The organism is Nocardiopsis mwathae, assembly GCF_014201195.1.
Lineage (GTDB): Bacteria > Actinomycetota > Actinomycetes > Streptosporangiales > Streptosporangiaceae > Nocardiopsis_C > Nocardiopsis_C mwathae.
Genome location: NZ_JACHDS010000001.1, coordinates 2,783,466 through 2,804,866, shown reverse-complemented (window position 1 = coordinate 2,804,866; position 21,401 = coordinate 2,783,466). Strand labels below are relative to the sequence as shown.

Below are 21,401 nucleotides of genomic sequence, written 5' to 3'. Positions count from 1 at the left end.
GGCCGGCCCCCCGCCCCCGTCCGACCGGGAGGACCCCGTTCTCCCGTAAGCTTTCCGAGAGGTTCCTGGTGTCTTCTTCTGCATCGTCCGTGCCTGGCAGTCGTGGTCGGCGGAGGAAAAACGACGACGCCGAGGCCATCGAAGGCCTCGCCGCCGACCCCCGGCGCCCCGAGGACGGGGCGGCGGGAGAGGCGCACACCGCCGGTCCGGTGTCCCCGCGGCCCAAGGGCTCCCGGCGCCGCCGCCCCGAGCGGCCGGGCAAGGCGGGCGGTTCAGGCGACGCGGGCGGCTCCGGCCGGAAGTCCTTCGGGCGTGCCATCCCGATCCTGCTCGGTGCGCTGGGCGTCGCGGTGATCGCGCTCGTCGTCGCCCTGGTCCTGCAGTTCATGCCGGGCGCGGCCGCGCCCGAGCAGAGCCGCCCGGTGTCCTACACCGTCATCGGCTCCGGAGACGGCCTCAACGAGGCGCTCGCCTCCCAAGAGGTGGACAGCCGCCCGCTCAACGAGAGTGAGGTCTTCCGCGACGAGGAGATCAGCAGCCAGGGCATCACGTTCACCCTGGCCGACCGGACGTTCACCGAGGACTGCTCGGAACTGGTGTGGGGCGAGGACCTGAAGCAGGCCCTCGCCGATGCGGGCTGCACCCAGGCCGCGCGCGGCGCCTACACCTCCGACGACTACGTCGGGCTGGCGGTGCTGTTCAACCTCGCCGACACCGAGGGCTCGCGGGCCGTCGCCGACGCCATGGAGCTGCCGGACGACCCCGACTCCGACGCGGGCGGCTTCGTGCTGACCGGCGCCGGCGACGACGAGGGCACGGCCGCGCTGGGCGCCGGGTACAACGAGGCGGAGGCCACCGTCAGCGGCCACTACCTGCTGGTGACATGGGCGCAGCCGCAGGGCTCGACCTCGGCGGAGGAGAAGGAGAGCCTCTCCTCGCCGCTCATCGCCCTGAGCTCCTTCCGCGACCTGCTCTTCCGCCGTATGGCCCAACTGGAGGACGCCGCCGACACCCAGGCCGGCGAGGGTGCCGACGCCGGGTAGCCGCCACTCCGCCGCCCGGACGCCTTTCTGCCCCGGTCGGCTGTTCCGGTCGCACCTCGGCCCCTGATCCGCACGCACCCGGACCCGTCCACGGGAGAGCGATTCCCTCCTCCGTCGATCTGGGGGATACCGGGGCTGCTCAGGTGCCGGGCTCCTCGGCGGCCAACCGGTCGGTGAGGGCGCGCAGCTCGCCGAAGCGGTGTGCGGGCAGGTCGAGCAGGGTGTGCCCGGGCAGCCACGGGGCCGCCTCGGCCACCCGGCTCCGCGCGCTCTTCTTGTTCAGCGGGCGGCCCAGTTCGGCGGTGACGGCGACGAGCCCCTCACGCAGCGTGCTGGTGAGCCGCCCGTGCGCGCGGCCCTGGCAGTGCCGCAGCAGGCGCTGCCCCGGTGTGGCCGCACCGTCGGGTTCCTCGGCGTGCGCCACCACGAGGGTCGTGCGCGGTCCGGGCACGCCGCGGAGGAAGCGCAGCGTGAAGCGCGGTTCCAGTAGGGCGCGCAGGGCCGTCTGGCCCGCCTCGTCCCGAACGGCCCCGGCGGAGGACGGCACGACCGCGTACACCTCCGTCGCGGACGCGGCCAGGACCGCGCGGCCGACGAGGGCGTCCCACCCGCCGGTCAGGTTGAGGGCCACCCGGTCTCCGGGTGTGGGGGAGCCCAGCCACGTCGCGAGCCGCACCCGGCGCGCGGCGCTCTCGGCCGCCCCCTTCGGCCAGGCACCGACGAGGGTGTCGACGCCGTCGGCACCCTCGCCCGCGATCCGCCGCAGCGCCGCCCGCGCCGCCTCGTCCGGCAGCGCCGCACCGGCTTCCTTGGCGTTGGCGCCCTGGCTGTAGATCCGCGCCGCATCGGACCCGCCCGCGTCGGGGGCGGGGGTGCGGGAGGTCGGGCGGAGCACGTAGAGGTCGCTGGCGGCGCCGATCGCCTCGGCGCCCAGGTAGCGGTTGAAGTCCGGCCAGACCGCCTCGGTGGCCAGGCCCATCCGGGCCAGCCGGGACTGGGTCTTGGCGACGAGCGCGGGGGTGGTCTCGCTGGCGCCGTAGGCCAGGAGGATCCGTCCCCGCCGCGGGTCGGAGAGGCCCTCCAGACCCCTCCGGACGAACAGCTCGACCCCCTCGGGGGTGTAGGGCGGGTCGGTGAACACGAGGTCGGCCCGGCCCCGTACCGCCTCCGGCAGGCCCAGCCGCAGATCGGCGAAGTGACAGCGCACCGGCAGGCCGAGCCGGGCCGCGGCCGCGTCGATGTAGTCGAGCATGCGCTCGTCGATGTCCACGACGAGGGCCTCGGCGTCCGGGCACACCAGTGTGGCGGCCAGTGAGGTCAGGTCGTGGTCGCCGACGCACAGCAGCCGCCGCCCGGGAAGCGCGAACCTGGTCGCCAGATAGACCCCCCGGCGCAGCGCCGTGCGTGCGCTCGCGGCGACGTGGTCGAGATCGGCGCGGGAGGCGGGCGCCCGCGCGACCAGCCGCTCCAGCTCGTCCGCGGCCCGCGTGTGCCCGTCGAGCAGGTGGCCGACCGGGTCGGCCAGCGCGGGGCGGGCGAACACCGTGTAGCGGCCCGGGGATCGCAGCCTGACCCGCGCTTCGCCGCCGGCCCCCGGGGCCCCGCCGCCCGGGTCGCGCTCCAGCTCCCCGCCGAGGGCCTGCACAACGCGCTCCACGACGCGGTGGGGGACAGCGGTGCCGCGCACCAGGTCCCGGGTGCTCCACCAGCCGCCGCCGGCGAGGAGGGCCAGGACATCGTGCAGGCGGGCGGCGTCGGCCCCGTGTTCTGCGAGCAGGTCCGACAGCTCGGACGGATGATCGATCACGCCCCCGATCATCCCACGCACCCGGCGGAGCCCGGGGCGCCGCCGTCCCGACCCAGCGGTCGGCGGGGGCGGCTCGCGACCGTGGCCGCGCGTGCGCGCGGTGTTTCGGTGTGGCGTGCCTCCGGTGGTCGTGTGGTGTATCTCGCATATCCGCCCGGTCGGGGCGGGGGAGGGGTAGCGTGGGGGTGGTGCGCGGCGCTCCTGCTGTCCCTCTGGTCGCCCTCGTGACCAGCGGTGACGCCGGTTCGGTCGGCGCCGCCCGCACCCGACCCCCGGCAGGGCGGGGAGCACACCCGCGTTATGTGGGTATTTCCGGCTGTTTTCACTTAGTTTGATGATGTTTGCGAACAGCAGGGCGTGGAAACACTCGCCTTGGTCGCACCACGGCGGTGCCGGCCGGCCGCGCGTGATCCGCGCCAGGCGACTCAGGTCGCCACGACCACCGCACCGTGGCGGCGGTTGGTCTAGACCTCCGAGTGGCATCGGGGTCGGACCACGATGTATAACCTGAGTTACCGCGAAGTTTCTCGGCCGCTCGGCCGAACACCGGTTACCACAAGGATGTGAACGCAGGTCCGGCAATCGACGCCGTCTGTGGAACCGGTGCCGAGCGGCCTGCCTCGATGCACACCGCAGCAGGGCCAATGTCGTCCCGGATGCGCTTTTGACGAAGCCCAGACGTAAGACGACAGGAGGGTAGATGCCTGCTGGCCAGGTGCAGCGTTCGTCCGTCCGCCCGAACGCCGAGACCACCCCCGAGGGCCTGTACGACAGCACCTACGAGCACGACGCCTGCGGTGTCGGGTTCGTCGCCGACCTCTCCGGCCGTCGCAGCCATGACATCGTCGAGAAGGCACTGACCGTGCTGCGCAACCTCGACCACCGCGGCGCCTCGGGCGCCGACCCCGACGACGGCGACGGCGCCGGGATCCTCACCCAGATCCCCGACACCCTCTACCGCGAGGTCTGCGACTTCGACCTGCCCGCCGCCGGCGCCTACGCCGCCGGTATCGGCTTCCTGCCCGCCGACCCCGACGAGCGCGCCGACGCCATCGCCAGGATCAACGCCATCGCCGACGACGAAGGCCTCACCGTCCTGGGCTGGCGCGACCTCCCCGTCGAACCCCGCTACTGCGGACCCGCCGCCCGCGAGGTCATGCCGTTCTTCGGCCAGCTCTTCCTCGCCGGGCGCCCCGGCACCCCCACCGACGGGCTCAGCGGGATCGACCTGGAGCGCTACACCTACTGCGTCCGCAAGCGCGCCGAACACGAGACCGGCGTGTACTTCCCGAGCCTGTCCCCCCGCACCATCGCCTACAAGGGCATGCTCACCACGCCGCAACTCGAACCGTTCTTCCCCGACCTCTCCGACCGGCGCTACACCTCCGGCCTGGCACTGGTCCACTCCCGGTTCTCCACCAACACCTTCCCGTCCTGGCCGCTGGCCCACCCCTTCCGCTACGTCGCCCACAACGGTGAGATCAATACCGTCAAGGGCAACCGCAACACGATGCGGGCCCGCGAGGCCAAGCTCGCCAGCGACCTGCTCCCCGGCGACCTCGACCGGATCTTCCCCATCGTCGACCCCGAGGACTCCGACACCGCGTCCTTCGACGCCGCCCTGGAACTCCTCCACCTCGGCGGGCGCTCCCTGCCGCACGCCGTGCTGATGATGATCCCCGAGCCCTGGGAGAACCACGCCGAGATGGACCCGCAGGTGCGGGCCTTCTACGAGTTCCACTCCATGCTCATGGAGCCCTGGGACGGCCCCGCCTCGGTGTCCTTCACCGACGGCTCCCTCGTCGGCGCCGTCCTCGACCGCAACGGCCTGCGCCCCGGCCGCTACTGGGTCACCGAGGACGGCCTCGTCGTGCTCGCCAGCGAGGCCGGCGTCCTCGACATCGACCCCGCCACCGTCGTGCGCAAGGGCCGCCTGCAGCCCGGCCGCATCTTCGTCGTCGACACCGCGCAGGGCCGCATCATCGAGGACGAGGAGATCAAGGCCGAACTCGCCGCCGAACACCCCTACGCGCAGTGGCTGGCCGACGGCGTCGTCGACCTCGCCGACCTGCCCCCCGCCGAGCCCGCCGGCATCGACGACCTCACCCGCGCCCAGCAGACCTTCGGCTACACCGAGGAAGAACTCCGCGTCATCCTCACCCCGATGGCCCGCACCGGCGCCGAACCCATCGGCTCCATGGGCACCGACACCCCCGTCGCCGCCCTGTCCAGCCGCTCCCGGCAGCTGTTCGACTACTTCTCGCAGCACTTCGCGCAGGTCACCAACCCGCCGCTCGACGCCATCCGCGAGGAGCTGGTCACCAGCCTCGGCACCGTCCTGGGCGCCGAGGACAACGTGCTGACCCCCGAGCCCGCCGACTGCCAGCGCCTCACCCTGCCCACGCCGGTCATCGACGACGCCGAGCTCGCCGCGATCACCGCCACCGGGCGGCCCGGCGGCAACCCGGCCTTCCGGGTCTTCACCGCCGAGGGCACCTACCCCGCCGACGGCGGGGGAGACGTCCTGTCGGCGCGGCTGGAGGAGATCTGCGGCGAGGTGTCGCAGGCCATCGCCGAGGGTGCGCACATCATCGTGCTCAGCGACCGCGGCTCCGGCCCCGAGCGCGCCCCCATCCCCTCGCTGCTGCTCACTGGAGCCGTCCACCACCACCTGGTACGGGAGAAGACCCGCACCGAGGTCGGTCTGGTCGTGGAGGCCGGGGACGTCCGCGAGTGCCACCACGTGGCACTCCTGCTGGGCTACGGCGCCTCGGCCGTCAACCCCTACATCGCCCTGGGCACCGTGCGCGACCTGGTCGCCCGCGGCGTCATCAGCGGGATCGACGCCGACACGGCCGTACGCAACACCATCAAGGCGTTCGGCAAGGGCGTGCTGAAGGTCATGTCCAAGATGGGCGTGTCCACGGTCAGCTCCTACACCGGCGCGCAGATCTTCGAGGCGCTGGGGCTCGGCCCGGAGGTCATCGACCGCTGCTTCACCGGCACCACCTCCAAGCTGGGCGGCGTCGGCTTCGACGTTCTGGCCGAAGAGGTGCGGATGCGGCACGCCACCGCGTATGCCGCCAACCCCGCCGACCACCGGCGGCTGGCCATCGGCGGCGAGTACCAGTGGCGGCGCGAGGGCGAACCGCACCTGTTCAACCCCGAGACCGTCTTCAAGCTGCAGCACGCCACCCGCGGCCGCCGCTACGACATCTTCAAGGAGTACACCGCCAAGGTCGACGACCAGGCCCAGGACCTGATGACCCTGCGCGGCCTGTTCCGGCTCAAGGAGGGCGTGCGCGAGCCGGTGCCGATCGAGGAGGTCGAGCCCGTCTCCGAGATCGTCAAGCGGTTCTCCACCGGCGCCATGTCGTATGGCTCCATCTCCGCCGAGGCGCACGAGACGCTGGCCATCGCCATGAACCGGCTGGGCGGCAAGTCCAACACCGGCGAGGGCGGGGAGGACCCCGACCGCTTCACCCCCGACGCCAACGGGGACCTGCGGCGCAGCGCCATCAAGCAGGTCGCCTCCGGCCGGTTCGGGGTGACCTCGCACTACCTCACCAACGCCGACGACATCCAGATCAAGATGGCCCAGGGCGCCAAGCCCGGCGAGGGCGGCCAGCTGCCCGGCCACAAGGTCTACCCGTGGGTCGCCGACACCCGGCACTCCACCCCCGGCGTCGGCCTCATCTCGCCGCCGCCCCACCACGACATCTACTCCATCGAAGACCTCGCCCAGCTCATCCACGACCTGAAGAACGCCAACCCGCAGGCGCGGGTCCACGTCAAGCTGGTCTCCGAAGCGGGCGTGGGCACCGTGGCAGCCGGGGTCTCCAAGGCGCACGCCGACGTCGTGCTCATCTCCGGGCACGACGGCGGCACCGGCGCCTCCCCGCTGACCTCGCTCAAGCACGCCGGCACCCCCTGGGAGCTCGGCCTGGCCGAGACCCAGCAGACCCTGCTGCTCAACGGGCTGCGCGACCGCATCGTCGTGCAGGCCGACGGGCAGATGAAGACCGGCCGCGACGTCATCGTCGCCGCACTGCTGGGCGCCGAGGAGTACGGCTTCGCCACCGCCCCCCTGGTCGTCTCCGGCTGCGTCATGATGCGCGTCTGCCACCTCGACACCTGCCCCGTCGGCGTGGCCACCCAGAACCCGGTGCTGCGCGAGCGGTTCTCCGGCAAGGCCGAGTTCGTGGTGAACTTCTTCGAGTTCATCGCCGAGGAGGTGCGCGAGTACCTGGCCGCGCTGGGCTTCCGCACCCTCGACGAGGCCATCGGCGCCGTCGAGGTCCTCGACACCGCCGAGGCCGTCGACCACTGGAAGGCCTCCGGCCTGGACCTGGCGCCCATCCTGCGCGACGTCGAGCCGTGGGGCGGCGACCACCGCCACCGGGTGCGCGACCAGGACCACGGGCTGGAGAAGGCCCTGGACAACACCCTCATCCAGCTCTCCGAGGGCGCCCTGGAATACCGGGAGCCGCTCAAGCTGGAGCTGCCGGTGCGCAACGTCAACCGCACGGTCGGCACCATGCTCGGCCACGAGGTCACCAAGCGCCACGGCGCCGAAGGCCTGCCCGACGACACCATCGACATCTCCTTCACCGGGTCGGCCGGGCAGTCCTTCGGGGCGTTCGTGCCCCGCGGCGTCACCCTGCGCCTGAGCGGCGACGCCAACGACTACGTCGGCAAGGGCCTCTCCGGCGGCCGCATCATCGTCCGGCCCGCCGAGGACGCCCCCTTCGCACCGGAGGACCACATCATCGCCGGCAACGTCATCGCCTACGGCGCCACCTCCGGCGAGGTGTTCCTGCGCGGCATCGTCGGCGAGCGGTTCTGCGTGCGCAACTCCGGCGCGCTGGCCGTCGCCGAGGGCGTCGGCGACCACGGCTGCGAGTACATGACCGGCGGCCGCGCCGTCGTCCTCGGCCGCACCGGCCGCAACTTCGCGGCCGGGATGTCCGGCGGTATCGCCTACGTGCTCGACCTCGACCCCGCACGGGTCAACCACGAGATGGTCGACATCGAGGGCCTCGACGAGGACGACCGCGCGTTCCTGCGCGACGTGCTGGAGCGCCACCTCACCGAGACCGGTTCGGGGGTCGCCCGCCGCCTGCTGGCCGACTTCGACACGGCCGCGGCGCGGTTCGGCAAGGTCATGCCGCGCGACTACAAGCGGGTGCTGCTCGCCCAGGCCGCCGCCGAACGCGACGGCCGCGACGTCAACGAGGCCGTCATGGCCTCCGCCCAGTCCTAGCCGGCGCCTACGAAAGGAGGGAATCACACATGGCTGACCCGAAGGGCTTCCTCAAGATCACCGAGCGGGAGCTGCCCGCCCACCGCCCCGTCGACGTCCGTATCCAGGACTGGCGCGAGGTCTATGAGGACTTCGACCGCGGCACGGTGACCAAGCAGGCGTCGCGCTGCATGGACTGCGGCATCCCGTTCTGCCACAACGGCTGCCCGCTGGGCAACCTCATCCCCGAGTGGAACGACCTCGTCTACCGGCACGACTGGGGCGAGGCCATCGAGCGCCTGCACGCCACCAACAACTTCCCCGAGTTCACCGGGCGGCTGTGCCCCGCCCCGTGCGAGTCGGCGTGCGTGCTGGGCATCGACCAGCCGGCCGTCACCATCAAGAACGTCGAGGTCTCGATCATCGACCGGGCCTGGGAGGAGGGCTGGGTGCGCCCCCAGCCGCCCGAGGTGCGCACCGGCAAGAAGGTCGCGGTGGTCGGCTCCGGCCCGGCCGGGCTCGCCGCCGCCCAGCAGCTCACCCGCGCCGGTCACGACGTGACCGTCTTCGAGCGGGCCGACCGCATCGGCGGGCTGCTGCGCTACGGCATCCCCGAGTTCAAGATGGAGAAGCGGCACGTCGACCGGCGCATCGGACAGATGGCCGCCGAGGGCACGAACTTCCGCACCGGCGTCGACGTCGGCGTGGACGTCACCGTCGAGCGGCTGCGCTCCGAGCACGACGCGGTGCTGCTCGCCGGCGGCGCCACCGCCTGGCGCGACCTTCCGGTGCCCGGCCGCGAGCTGGACGGCGTCCACCAGGCCATGGAGTACCTGCCGCTGGCCAACCGCGTGCAGGAGGGCGACTACGAGCAGCCGGCCATCACCGCCGAGGGCAAGCACGTCATCGTCATCGGCGGCGGCGACACCGGCGCGGACTGCGTGGGTACCGCCCACCGGCAGGGCGCGGCGTCGGTCACCCAGCTGGAGATCATGCCCAAGCCGCCGGTGAACCGCCCCGACTCCCAGCCGTGGCCGACCATGCCGACGCTGTACAAGGTCACCAGCGCGCACGAGGAAGGCGGTAAGCGGATCTACTCCGTGAACACCGTGGAATTCCTCGGCGACGGTCAGGGCCGGGTCCGGGCGCTCAAGCTCGTCGACGTCAAGCGCACCGACAAGGGCTTCGAACCGGTCGAGGGCACCGAGCGGGAACTCCCGGCCGACCTGGTCACGCTCGCCATGGGCTTCGTCGGCCCGCAGAAGGAGGGCATGATCGAGCAGCTGGGAGTCGAGCTCGACGGGCGCGGGAACGTGGTGCGCGACGGCGACTACGCGACCACCGTCGACGGTGTGTTCTGCGCCGGCGACATGGGCCGCGGCCAGTCGCTGATCGTGTGGGCGATCGCCGAGGGCCGCTCGGCGGCCGCCGGGATCGACCGCTACCTGACCGAGGAGACCGCACTCCCGGTGGCCATCCCGCCCACCGAGCGGCCGCTGGTCTGACCGCGGACATCCGCGACCGACAGGCACAGCGCGGGGGCCGCCGCCCGGAGCGGCGGCCCCCGCACCCCCGTATCCACCGGGCCTCCGAGCCCTGTCAGCCCAGGTCGGCGCCGTCTATCCTGGACATATGGGGTACCGGCTGATCGGTGAGACGGCGATGATCCTGCACTTCGCCTTCCTCCTCTACGTCACGCTGGGCGGGTTCCTCGCCTGGCGGTGGCCGGGGCTGATCTGGCCACACCTGGTGTGCGCCTGGTACGGCATCCTCATCACCCTCATCGGCTGGCCGTGCCCGCTGACCCACATCGAGGACTGGGGTCGGATTCGGGCCGGCCAAGAAGGGCTCGCGCCCACGGGTTTCATCGACCACTACCTGACCGGCGTCATCTACCCCGAGCAGTACGTCGACGAGGCGCGATTCGTCGTCGGGGTGCTGATCTTCGTGTCGTGGGGCGGCGCCTACCTCATGCACCGCCGTCGATCCGCAACGGTCGGCGTCGGGTGAGAGTTCCCCTAGCTACGTTAAGAAGCCGTGAGAATCTTTCGCGCAAAATCCCCGATTCTCAGCGAAGCGACCACCGCGAACTGGGCAAACGCCGACATATGACGTAGCTCACCGAGGTTTGAACAGGGACCCCCGGGCGTACCTTCGAGATATGACCCTGTTGACCAAAGACCAACTCCGCTCAGCGGAACACTTCATCGCGCGCAACGCACGCCTCATCGACCGGCACCGCTACGCCTTCCACTTCACCTGCGGGCCAGCCGACCCCATACTCGCAGCCCTCGACTCCTACCGGAACGTGGACGGTGGCTATGGCAATGGGCTGGAACCCGACCTGCGCGGTCACGGCAGCCAGCCCGTCGCGGTGGAAACCGCCCTGCGATATCTCGACGAGCTCGGGCGCATCGACCGCGACACCACCGCCGACGTCTGCCGATACCTGACCTCCATCACCCACGCCAACGGCGGCGTCCCCAACGTCCTGCCCAGCGTCCGCCACACCGAAGCCGCACCCTGGTGGCGCGAAACCGACGACTTCAGCGGCACCCTCACCCCGACCGCATCCATCGCCGGCATCCTGCACAAGCACCACGCCGCCCACCCCTGGCGCGACCGCGCCACCGCCTTCTGCTGGACCCGCATCGCCGGCCTCCACTGGACCGAACCCATCGAAGCCATGGCGATCTGCACCTTCCTCCAGCACGTCGCCGACCGCCCCCGCGCCGACGCCGAATTCGAACGACTCGCACCCATGATCCGCGCCGTCATCGAACTCGACCCCGACGCCACCGGGCACGTCCACACCCCCCTCGACCTCGCGACCACACCCACCCACATCGCGCGCCGCCTCTTCACCGACGCCGAAATCGAAAAGCACCTCGACGCCCTCACCCGACAGCAGCAAGACGACGGCGGCTGGCCCATCAACTGGGAGACCTGGGTCGACACCGTCACCAGCGACTGGCGCGGCATCATCAGCATCCAACGCCTGACCACCCTGCGGGCCTACGGCCGCATCGACGCCGCCCCCACCCCCGTCCTCCAGGTCTGAACCGCCCTCACCGACGGTCGGCCGGAACCGGGCCACCCGGATCCGACCGACCGTCCACCCGTCCACCCGGAAACCCCCGCACGGTCACACCCCACGACCATCCGCATCCGGCCGACCGAACGCCAACACCCGTACCCCCGACCCGGCCAGCGCCGCCCACCCCGGCCCACCCGGCAAAGCACGCCCCGTCGCCGCCCGCACCGCATCCAACGCAGGCAGCCCCGGATCACCGCCGCCGAACGCCAACCGCTCCACCACGCCCAACGCGGCCCCATCCGGCCACGGCTCACGCCCCAGCGCATCCGCCAGGTCCACGCCGTGCAACACCAGCTCCACCACCCGGGTGACCAGGAAATCCGTCAACAGCATCGCGTCACCGTGCCGCGTCAGCACCACCCGATCCACCGGCTCCCGCGCCAGCCGCGGCTCCAACCCCCGCCACACCCCGGCGCACACACGCCCCATCTCACCCGCATCCGACCGGCGCGCGGCGACCTCCACCGCGCTGCGCACCCGATCCGCATCCACCTCCGCCGACAACCGCACATCCGGCCGGTAATACCCCGCCGCGCCCACCACGGCCCGCCCCGGCGCCTCCGCACCCAACATCACCCCCACCCGGTCCAGCGCCCCCACCGTGTGCACCGCCAACGCAGCCACATCCCACGGGGAACACCGCGTCGGCCGCACCACCTCCTCCTCCGACAAGCCCGACAGAACCCGCACCAGACGCGACACCTCCGCGCCCAGCGCCGCCACCACCTCACCCCGACACCACTCGGCCATAACGCGCCAAGCTACCCCCCACCCCCACCACGCCACCCCCGCGGGGAACGCAATTCGCCGGAACACCAGCTCACCGACACCTAGCCGCAACCTGGTTTAGACCACCTGGGTCCCAAACCGTCGTAGAGTTACTACGTGACACGTCGAGCAAAAATCGTCGCGACCCTCGGCCCAGCCACATCGAGCCCGGACACACTCCGCGCGCTCGTCGACGCCGGGCTGGACGTAGCGCGACTCAACCTCAGCCACGGAACATACGAGGACCACCGCAACAACTACGACAACGTACGCGCCGCCGCCGAGGCCGCCGGACGCAGCGTCGGAATCCTCGCCGACCTCCAAGGGCCCAAGATCCGCCTCGGCACCTTCGCCGACGGCCCCGTCGAACTCGCACCCGGCGACGAATTCACCGTCACCACCGACGACGTCCCCGGCGACGCGCGCCGAGTCTCCACCACCTACAAAGGCCTCCCCGGCGACGTCCGCCCCGGCGACCGCGTACTCATCGACGACGGCCGCGTCGTGCTGGAATGCACCAAGACCACCAGCACCGACGTCCACACCCGCGTCATCATCGGCGGACCCGTCTCCAACAACAAGGGACTCAACCTCCCCGGCGTCTCCGTCAGCGTCCCCGCCCTCACCGAGAAAGACGAGGCCGACCTCCGCTGGGCCCTCGAACAAGGCGTCGACACCGTCGCCCTGTCCTTCGTGCGCAGCCCCGCCGACGCCGACGAATGCCACCGCATCATGGACGAAGTCGGCGTCCGCGTCCCGCTCATCGCCAAGATCGAGAAGCCCCAGGCCGTCGAACGCCTCCAGGACATCATCGAGGTCTTCGACGGCGTCATGGTCGCCCGCGGCGACCTCGGCGTCGAACTGCCCCTCGAAAACGTCCCCATGGTGCAGAAACGCGCCATCGAACGGTGCCGCGACAAGGCCAAACCCGTCATCGTCGCCACCCAGATGCTCGAATCCATGATCAGCGCACCCCGGCCCACCCGCGCCGAGGCCTCCGACGTCGCCAACGCCGTCCTCGACGGCGCCGACGCCGTCATGCTGTCCGGCGAAACAAGCGTCGGCCAGTACCCGGTCGAAACCGTGCAGACCATGGACCGCATCGTCGCCGCCGCCGAACAGGAATCCCTCCGCGCCTCCCACATCCTCAACCGGGTGCCGGAGACCACCGGCGGATCCATCGCCCGCGCCGCAGCCGAAGTCGGCGCCACCATCGGCGCCAAGGCACTCGTCGCGTTCACCATGTCCGGCGAAACCGCACGCCGCCTGGCCCGCTACCGCTCACCCATCCCGCTCATGGCCTTCACCACCGAGCCCAGCACCCGCTCGCAGCTCGCCCTCACCTGGGGCGTCGAAACGTACTGCGTGCCCTGGGTCGACCACACCGACGCCATGGTCGCCCAGGTCGAGAGCGAACTGCTGGAGATGGGCGTCTACAGCAAGGGCGACAAGGTCGTCATCGTCGCCGGCAGCCCGCCCGGAACCCCCGGTTCCACCAACTCACTGCGGGTCCACCGCCTCGGCGACGCCATCGCCCACGGCAAGTGACCGCACGGTAAGAACCCACACGGGCCCGGCCACGGGAGGCGCCCCGCGCCTTCCAGGCCGGGCCCCGGCTTTTCCTCGGACGCCCTCCGGCCACCGGACGGCAACGGTGCCCTGCCGGTGAGCCCGGCGCGGCTCAATGCGGCTGGGCGTTGGGGACACCGTTCTCGTAGGGCGCCCGCTCCAGCGGCATGTCCCACGGCAGCAGCTTCCACGGACTCGCGTCGTCGGTCGTGAGCAGGCCCAGCGCCGTCCACACCCGGTCGGACCCCGCGTCGTCCGAGCCGCCCCCGTGCCACAGCAGGTAACCGCCGTGGAACGCCTCGGCCAACTCCTGCCAGCTCGCGTAACGCCGCTGCAGATCGGTGGCGACCCGCCGCAGCAGATTGTGCGTCTCCACCGGACTCAACCAATCCAGCGTCGCACCCCCGCACGTCAACCGGATCAGGTGCACCGACTTCCACCACTGGTAGGCGCCGATGACCACGGTCTCCGCCGAATCGTCGGCCCCGGTGATCTCCCGCATCCGCTCGACCTGCGCAGGAGTCAGCCGAATCCGCTGCTCGTCCCGCTTGCCCTCGGGATCGCGGCTGCGCGCCGTCCCCGTACGCAGATCGACTACCAGGTCGGCGCGTCCCCCGGCGTGCAGCTCGTCCCACAGCCGGTCCACCGTCGCCAGCAGCGTCTCGCGGTCGACCACGCCCCACTCCAGCTCGAAGACCTTGCGGTAGCGCCGCCGCAGCTGCGGGCGGACCACCACGTCCCACGGCTCGGCCAGCGCCACCCGGAACGGTGCGGCCACGGCCGCCGCCCAACGCTCGGTGCTCAGGGGCGCGTCGGGGTGCTTGGTGCGCAGCGTGGGGGCCTCCCGCGCCCCGATGACCAGCTCGGCGAAGGACCCGGCGGCGAGCGCGACGATCGGAAGGAACGCCCACGCCCCCTGATTCGCCACCACGAGCGCGACGATGAGCAGCGCGAGGGGAGCCATCAGCCACGGCTGACGCCGCTGCGATCCCCAGGCCACGATGGCCCAGGCACCGATCGTCAGCGCCCCGACCACCCCGGCGACCGCGGTGAACACCCGGTACTCCCTTCGCAACGGGTATTCGGCACGCCGTCGACGTCGACTGACGATGCCGCTACCCGAACCACTCCCGATTACAGGATCGGGGACTATAGCCCGTCGTGGCGACCAAACCCACGGGTTGTGCCCAGGTTGTAGCCGTGATGTGACCGCCCCTGATCGCCCTGTGTGCGCGGCCGAACGCAAAGATCCTGCTGAGGGGCGCAGGGAGCGGGGCGGGGTCAGTACTTCGGGCCGATGAACGAGTCCAGGATCGCGACCGAGGGCTTCTTGGCGATCGAGACGATGCCTTGGATCTGGTGCCCTGCCTTCCCCGGGCACCATCGGAACTTCCACTGGACGCCGAGCCGGTCCAGCACGATGACGAACAGGCCGAGGATGTCCCTGGAGGCGTTGGAGAAGAAGTAGCGCGGGTACTCGTAGTGCTTCCACTCACCGTCGACCTTCCGCCGAACGCGGTTGGTCGTCCGACAGCCGTCGGAGTGGATGAGGCCGCGAATGAACTCCCGAGGGTAGGCCTCGACGATCGTGAGCTGCCACTCCTCCAGGATGATCCGGCGGCTGTGCTTGTGGCCTGTGCCGTGTTGGGGGAACAGGCACAGCCAGTGCTTCCAGTAGACCTTCACATCCTTGCAGCCGGCCCTCTCCACGATGTGGATCGGACGATCCGGTCGGACTGCGCGCAAGGCCTCCATGCATTCGTTGATCAGCCCGGGCCAGGCGTTCCCACAGCTGATCTGCAGCGCCCAGATCTGCTTCGCCCGTGCTCCGACATAGCCGATGTAGCCGTCGCCGAGGTAGAGGCCGAGGAGGTACGCGTAGGCGCGGTGATCCAGGCTCGCTCCGGAACACTGCGGGCAGTAGCTCGCCGACTCCTCCTCCGTGGAGCGTCGTCTCCGGCCGGTGCGCCAGTTGCGGACTGACTGGACAGAGACCCCGCACACGAGAGCCACGGCGTGATCGGTCCATCCTTGGGAGTGAAGATGCAGGGCCTTGTCAACGGTTTCGCGGGGGTACATAGGACTAGGATGCTGCGTCCATCGTACCTATGTTCGATTATCCACAGAAAAATAACCCCGGAATGGCCCGGCCGGGCCATTCCGGGGTTGATGTCTGCGTCTGATTTTTCGGAAAGTACCCCGGGTGGGACTCGAACCCACACTGTATGGATTTTGAAGCCATGGTCTCTGCCGATTGGACTACCGGGGCTGGGTCAATTTGTCAAGCTACTTGGCCATCTTTTTGGTAAAGATTTCCGGGTAGGGTCTCTGTCAACAGTGCTGTCACGATTACCGCGGATCGCCGCCCTGGACGACTAGCATCGTAGCCGATCTCGGTACCCTCATGTACGTGACGACGACGCAGAGCCGCGTGGTGATCGCGGAAGACGAGGCCCTCATCAGGCTTGATCTCAAGGAGATGCTTGAGGAAGACGGCTATGCCGTCGTGGGCGAGGCGGGTGACGGTGAGACCGCGATACGTCTGGCCAACGAGCTCAAGCCGGATCTCGTCATCCTTGACATCAAGATGCCGATCCTGGACGGGCTGTCGGCCGCTGAGCGGATCGCGGGCGATCGGATCGCGCCGGTGGTGATCCTGACCGCCTTCTCCCAGCGGGAGCTGGTCGAGCGTGCGCGGGACGCCGGGGCGATGGCGTACCTCGTCAAGCCGTTCAACAAGGCCGACCTGGTTCCGGCCATCGAGATGGCCGTCAGCCGCTATGCCGAGCTCTCGGCTCTGGAGGCGGAGGTCAGTGGCCTCCAGGACCGCCTGGAGACGCGCAAGCTGGTCGAGCGCGCCAAGGGGCTGCTGCAGAGCCGCCACGGGCTGAGTGAGCCCGAGGCGTTCCGGTGGATCCAGAAGAACTCGATGGACCGGCGGCTGACCATGCGCAAGGTCGCCGAGACCGTCGTCGAGACGCTGGAGGGCCAGGAGCCGCCGCAGAAGTAGGACGGCCTTCTCCGGCGGATCGAGGCCGGAGCGGAGAGACATGTACGAGGGCGCGCCTTCCCGGATCGGAGCGGGGAGGCGCGCCCTCGTGTGCGCCGTCCGCCTGCTGCACGTCCTGCACGTCCTGCACGTCCTTCCGGTCCTACGCGTGCTCCCTGTCGTGCCGACACGCCCGGGTCCGGGGTAGGTGTGACGGAGAGTCATCGTCGATCGTCATGCGGACCGGTGTCCGAGGGCGTCCGAAATCAACGAGCGCAGACGGTGCCCGCGATCGCTCGGGTGCGCTCCGTGTTCTCTTGGCGGCAGAGAGTCCCGCCTGTTCAGGGGATGGGGCCCTCGGCTCTTTGCCGGGTTTTGATCCGCCGTCAATGCGCGGTGTGTCCCGATTCAGTCACGTATGCACACAAAGGGGTGACGTTTGGGTCACGTGGCTTAAGGCATGCTGAATGACCTGGGTAAACCGGGCTAAACTCGCGCCACCGAACAGCAAAGAACCGGTCGGGCAGCACTGCTCGGATCGGCCATCCCAAGATGCGCAAGGAGTGCGCGTGCGCACACGCCTCGTGACCGTGCTGCTCGCCGTGATCGCCGCAATCCTGGTGGTCCCGGTGTCCGCAGCGGCAGACGTCCAAGGCGGTGAGTCGCTGACCGGACAGATCCGGGCCCCAGGGACCGACGATGGTGTCGCAGGCATCGACATCACCGTCAGTCAGGACGGCTCGGAGATCGAATCGGCGACCACCGGCTCTGCCGGCGAATGGACCGTGGAAGTGCCCGGACCGGGTGACTACCGCGTGGTCCTGGACGAAGACTCCATACCCGATCAGTACGCCCTGCGGGAGACCCCCGGGCCCGAGCGAGACGTCACGGTGCGGGAGGGCCAGGCCTTCACCGTGGTCTTCCCCCTGGTCGCGGCCGGGCAGGAGGAGGCGGAGGCGACTCCGGCGACGCCGTCCCCCGAGGACGACGCCGCGCCCGGGGAGGGCGCCACACCCGCCGGCGACGAGGACGAGGGGGTCGTCGAGGCACCCGGCGTCGACGCCGGGACGCCCTTCTCCACGAAGGTCCTGCAGCTGACCCTCTCCGGTGTCATCTTCGGGCTGATCATCGCGATCTCCGCGGTCGGCCTGTCGCTGATCTTCGGCACCACCCGGATGATCAACTTCGCCCACGGCGACATGGTCACCTTCGGCGCGATGATGGCGATGATGTTCAGCAACATGGCGCTGTTCTCCGCTTTCAACGCTGTCTTCGACGGCGTCCCGGTGCTGGGTTTCGCCACGAACCCGCTGGTCGTGGGATCGGTGCTGGCGGTGGTCCTCGGCGGTGTGCTGGGTGTGGCGATGGAGCGGTTCCTGTGGCGGCCGCTGCGGCGGCGCAACGTGGCGCTGATCCAGATGTTCATCGTGACGATCGGTCTCGCGCTGATCCTGCGCCACCTGCTGCTGGTGGGCTTCGGCGCCCGGCGCACCAAGTACTCCGAGTTCCGCATCCAGGAGATGCTGCACATCGGTCCGTTCTCGATCACGCCCCGCGATCTGACGATCCTGTTGCTGTCGATCGGGGTGCTGGTGCTGGTGGCGAGCATGCTGCAGTTCACCCGGATCGGGAAGGCGATGCGCGCGGTCTCGGACAACCGGGATCTCGCGGAGTCCTCCGGGATCGATGTGGACCGGGTGACGCTGTACGTCTGGGGTCTGGGCGGTGCGCTGTCGGCGTTGGGCGGCGTGTTCCTCGGCCTGAACCAGACGGTGTACTGGCAGATGGGCTTCCATCTTCTGCTGCTGATGTTCGCCGCGGTGATCCTGGGCGGGCTCGGTACCGCGTATGGGGCGATGGTCGGCGGTCTGGCGATCGGCCTGATCGCCCAGTTGTCGACGCTGTGGTTCTCTCCGCAGCTGATGAACGCCTGGGCGCTGGCGATCATGATCATCGTGCTGCTGGTCCGGCCCCAGGGGATCCTGGGCCGACGCGAGCGGGTCGGGTAGGGGAGTAACGACGATGGACATTCTGAACATCCTCACCACCTCGCTGGAGTCGGCGATCGGGCCGATCGCGGCCATCTACGTGCTGGCGGCCATCGGGCTGAACCTGCACTTCGGCTACACGGGCCTGCTCAACTTCGGCCAGGTGGGCTTCATGCTGGTCGGCGCCTACGGTGTGGCCATCCCGGTGGTGGTCTACGACCAGCCGCTGTGGGTGGGTCTGCTGACGTGTGTGGCCTGTTCGGCGCTGCTGGCCCTGTTGCTGGGTATCCCGACGCTGCGGTTGCGCGCGGACTATCTGGCGATCGCGACGATCGCGGTGGCCGAGGTGGGGCGCCTGCTGTACCGGGCGGAGTTCGCGCGGCCGGTGACCGGCGGCGTGTACGGCCTGCAGGGTTTCGCGGTCGACTTCAACGAGCTGAATCCGTTCCCGCCGGGCCGGTACGACTTCCTGATCGTGTCGTTCTCGTCGCGCCAGCTGTGGCTGATGCTGGCGGCCTGGGGCCTGGTGGCGCTGGCGCTGGCGATCACGGCGCTGCTGATCCACAGCCCGTGGGGCCGTGTCCTGAAGGGCATCCGCGAGGACGAGGACGCGGTGCGCAGTCTGGGCAAGAACGTTTATGCCTACAAGATGCAGAGCCTGGTGCTGGGCGGTGTGTTCGGTGGCCTGGCCGGCGCGATGATCGCGCTGAACCAGCAGAACATCACGGCCGACCAGTTCATGCCGCAGGTGACGTTCTACCTGTGGGCGATGCTGCTGCTGGGCGGCGCGGGCCGGACGCTGGGCCCGGTGATCGGCCCGGTGGTGATGTGGTTCCTGCTGACGGCGTTCGACGAGACGCTGCGGGCGCTGGCCGGGGCGGGGGTGCTGCCGTTCCTGGGCGCCGCCGACATCGGTGCGCTGCGGCACGCGTTCGTGGGTGTCGCGCTGGTGCTGCTGATCATCTACCGGCCGCAGGGGCTCATCGGCAACCGCAAGGAGATGCTGGTCAATGTCAAGTGACGCGATGGAACCCCGGGGTGCGGGCGCGGGTGCCGTGGTCGACCGGATGGCCGGTGTGGAGCCGCGTCCGGGGGTGGCCAAGCCGGACCCGATCCTGCGGGCGAGCGGGGTGCGCCGCTCGTTCGGCGGCCTGACGGCCGTGGACGTGGAGCACCTGGAGGTGCAGCGGGGCACGATCACGGCGCTGATCGGCCCGAACGGTGCGGGTAAGTCGACGCTGTTCAACCTGCTCACCGGTTTCGACCGGGTGGACGCGGGCGAGTGGTCGTTCGAGGGCCGCCGGTTGAACGGGATGCCCGGGCACACGGTGGCGCGCAGCGGCATGGTGCGTACCTTCCAGCTCACCAAGGCGCTGACCAGGATGACGGTGCTGGACAACATGCTGCTCGCGGCCCAGGGCCAGACGGGTGAGCGGTTCTTCGGCGCGTTTCTGCGGCCGCGATGGGCCGGGCAGGAGAAGGCCAACGTCGAACGTGCGATGGACCTGCTGACGCGGTTCAAGCTCGATGCGAAGAGGGACGAGCTCGCGGGCAGCCTCTCCGGCGGGCAGCGCAAGCTGCTGGAGATGGCGCGCTCGCTGATGGTGGAGCCGTCCATGGTGATGCTGGACGAGCCGATGGCCGGGGTGAACCCGGCGCTGGTGCAGTCGCTGCTCGGGCACATCACGGCGCTGCGCGACGAGGGCATGACGGTGCTCTTCGTCGAGCACGACATGGACGTGATCATGGGCATCAGCGACTGGATCGTGGTGCTGGCCCAGGGACAGGTGATCGCTGAGGGGACGCCCGACGACATTCGGTCGAACCAGCAGGTCATCGATGCCTACCTGGGGGCGCATCACGATGAGCCGGGCAGCGGCGGCCCCGGCGCAGGGGCCGAGGGTACCGCGACGGGCGAGGAGGAGGGACGATGAGCGAGTTCCCGGGGGACACCCCGCGATCCACACCCGGTCAGGGGCACGGCCCCGGTCCCGCTTCCGGCCACGGTCAGCCGCACGGCCTTCCGCACGACCATGGGCCGGAGACGCCGGAGGAGGCCGCGGCGCTGCAGGACGCGCGCGAGGAGGTGCTGGAGCACGCCGGTGTGGCGGCGGTCGAGGACTTCTCGGAGTACCTGCTGGTCGCCAACGAGGTGAAGGCGGGTTATGTCCCGGAGGTGAACATCCTCAACGGCTGCACCCTGACCCTGCGGGAGGGGGAGGTCGTCGGGATCATCGGCCCGAACGGCGCGGGCAAGTCCACGCTGGTCAAGACCATTTTCGGGCTGATCCCGGTGCGCGAGGGCACGATCGTGCTGCGCGAGGAGAGCATCGCCAACCGCAGCGCGCACGAGCTGGTGTCGCGCGGCGTGGGCTATGTTCCGCAGACGCAGAACGTGTTCCCTTCGCTGACGGTGGAGGAGAACCTGGAGATGGGCGCGTTTCTGCGTCCGAAGGCGTTCCAGCGGCGGTTCGCGGCGGTATCGGAGGTGTTTCCGCTGCTGGCGGAGCGGCGCAGGCAGAAGGCGGGGGCGCTGTCGGGTGGTGAGCGGCAGATGGTCGCGATGGGCAGGGCGCTGATGATGGAGCCGTCGGTGCTGCTGCTCGACGAGCCGACCGCGGGGCTCTCGCCGATCTTCCAGGACGAGGTGTTCCAGCGCGTGAAGGAGATCAACGCGACGGGCGTCTCGGTGATCATGGTGGAGCAGAACGCGCGCCGCTGCCTGCAGATCTGCGACCGCGGATACGTGCTGGACCAGGGCCGCAACGCCTACACGGGCACCGGCCGCGAGCTGCTGGACGACCCCAACGTGATCGAGCTCTACCTGGGCACCCTGGCCAAGGCGGGGTAGGGGAGCGGTTCGACGGTGACGGCCTCCCCCGCGGTAGGGGGAGGCCG

15 protein-coding genes and 1 tRNA gene are annotated in these 21,401 nt (G+C 70.2%); 11 read left to right on the top strand and 5 right to left on the bottom strand.

Going from position 1 to position 21,401, the window contains the following annotated elements; all coding sequences use genetic code 11:
* The first annotated feature begins 89 nt into the window (after positions 1–89).
* Positions 90–1,043: a hypothetical protein gene (locus tag HNR23_RS12085; RefSeq protein WP_184075670.1), complete on the top strand. Its 954-nt coding sequence runs from the start codon at positions 90–92 to the stop codon at positions 1,041–1,043.
* Positions 1,044–1,182: 139 nt separating this feature from the next.
* Here the strand turns inward: HNR23_RS12085 and HNR23_RS12080 are convergent, their stop codons facing one another.
* A complete protein-coding gene (locus tag HNR23_RS12080) occupies positions 1,183–2,862 on the bottom strand; it encodes a bis-aminopropyl spermidine synthase family protein (RefSeq protein ID WP_184075669.1) in 1,680 nt (559 codons plus the stop codon).
* A gap of 688 nt (positions 2,863–3,550) precedes the next feature.
* Here HNR23_RS12080 and gltB point away from each other — a divergent pair.
* The 4 genes from gltB to HNR23_RS12060 all read left to right on the top strand — a co-directional run bounded on the left by gltB (position 3,551) and on the right by HNR23_RS12060 (position 11,153).
* Complete coding sequence (gene gltB / locus HNR23_RS12075) at positions 3,551–8,113, top strand: glutamate synthase large subunit (protein WP_184075668.1); 4,563 nt, start codon at positions 3,551–3,553, stop codon at positions 8,111–8,113.
* Between the two features lie 29 nt (positions 8,114–8,142).
* Positions 8,143–9,597 carry a glutamate synthase subunit beta gene (locus HNR23_RS12070; RefSeq protein WP_184075667.1) on the top strand — a complete coding sequence of 485 codons (1,455 nt, stop codon included), beginning with the start codon at positions 8,143–8,145 and terminating at the stop codon, positions 9,595–9,597.
* 127 nt (positions 9,598–9,724) lie between these two features.
* A complete protein-coding gene (locus tag HNR23_RS12065) occupies positions 9,725–10,102 on the top strand; it encodes a DUF2784 domain-containing protein (protein WP_184075666.1) in 378 nt (125 codons plus the stop codon).
* A gap of 160 nt (positions 10,103–10,262) precedes the next feature.
* Positions 10,263–11,153, top strand: coding sequence for a prenyltransferase (locus HNR23_RS12060; RefSeq protein WP_184080231.1), 891 nt, complete (start codon positions 10,263–10,265; stop codon positions 11,151–11,153).
* 84 nt (positions 11,154–11,237) lie between these two features.
* On the opposite strand, the gene HNR23_RS12055 is transcribed toward HNR23_RS12060, so the two are convergent.
* Positions 11,238–11,939: a maleylpyruvate isomerase family mycothiol-dependent enzyme gene (locus tag HNR23_RS12055; protein ID WP_184075665.1), complete on the bottom strand. Its 702-nt coding sequence runs from the start codon at positions 11,937–11,939 to the stop codon at positions 11,238–11,240.
* 135 nt (positions 11,940–12,074) lie between these two features.
* On the opposite strand from HNR23_RS12055, the gene pyk reads away from it, so the two are divergent.
* On the top strand, positions 12,075–13,505 hold the full coding sequence (pyk, locus tag HNR23_RS12050) for a pyruvate kinase (protein WP_184075664.1): 1,431 nt from the start codon (positions 12,075–12,077) through the stop codon (positions 13,503–13,505).
* Positions 13,506–13,638: 133 nt separating this feature from the next.
* On the opposite strand, the gene HNR23_RS12045 is transcribed toward pyk, so the two are convergent.
* The 3 genes from HNR23_RS12045 to HNR23_RS12035 form a co-directional block, all read right to left on the bottom strand.
* Positions 13,639–14,583 (bottom strand): DUF1266 domain-containing protein, encoded by a 945-nt coding sequence (locus HNR23_RS12045; protein WP_184075663.1) that lies wholly within the window; start codon positions 14,581–14,583, stop codon positions 13,639–13,641.
* Positions 14,584–14,807: 224 nt separating this feature from the next.
* The gene (locus HNR23_RS12040) at positions 14,808–15,539 is read right to left on the bottom strand and encodes a hypothetical protein (protein WP_343070531.1); all 732 of its coding nucleotides are present in this window, start codon (positions 15,537–15,539) and stop codon (positions 14,808–14,810) included.
* Positions 15,540–15,721: 182 nt separating this feature from the next.
* A tRNA-Leu gene (locus tag HNR23_RS12035) sits at positions 15,722–15,795 on the bottom strand.
* 135 nt (positions 15,796–15,930) lie between these two features.
* Between HNR23_RS12035 and HNR23_RS12030 the strand changes: the two genes are divergently transcribed.
* The 5 genes from HNR23_RS12030 to HNR23_RS12010 all read left to right on the top strand — a co-directional run bounded on the left by HNR23_RS12030 (position 15,931) and on the right by HNR23_RS12010 (position 21,354).
* Positions 15,931–16,536, top strand: a complete 606-nt coding sequence (locus HNR23_RS12030) for an ANTAR domain-containing response regulator (RefSeq protein WP_221308100.1) — start codon at positions 15,931–15,933, stop codon at positions 16,534–16,536.
* Between the two features lie 548 nt (positions 16,537–17,084).
* Positions 17,085–18,524 (top strand): ABC transporter permease subunit, encoded by a 1,440-nt coding sequence (locus HNR23_RS12025; RefSeq protein WP_184075661.1) that lies wholly within the window; start codon positions 17,085–17,087, stop codon positions 18,522–18,524.
* 13 nt (positions 18,525–18,537) lie between these two features.
* Complete coding sequence (locus tag HNR23_RS12020) at positions 18,538–19,524, top strand: branched-chain amino acid ABC transporter permease (protein WP_184075660.1); 987 nt, start codon at positions 18,538–18,540, stop codon at positions 19,522–19,524.
* Positions 19,514–20,437, top strand: coding sequence for an ABC transporter ATP-binding protein (locus HNR23_RS12015; RefSeq protein ID WP_184075659.1), 924 nt, complete (start codon positions 19,514–19,516; stop codon positions 20,435–20,437). Before HNR23_RS12020 ends, HNR23_RS12015 begins: the two co-directional genes overlap by 11 nt.
* Positions 20,434–21,354 (top strand): ABC transporter ATP-binding protein, encoded by a 921-nt coding sequence (locus HNR23_RS12010; protein ID WP_184075658.1) that lies wholly within the window; start codon positions 20,434–20,436, stop codon positions 21,352–21,354. The genes HNR23_RS12015 and HNR23_RS12010 overlap by 4 nt, the downstream gene beginning before the upstream one ends.
* The last annotated feature ends 47 nt before the right edge of the window (positions 21,355–21,401 follow it).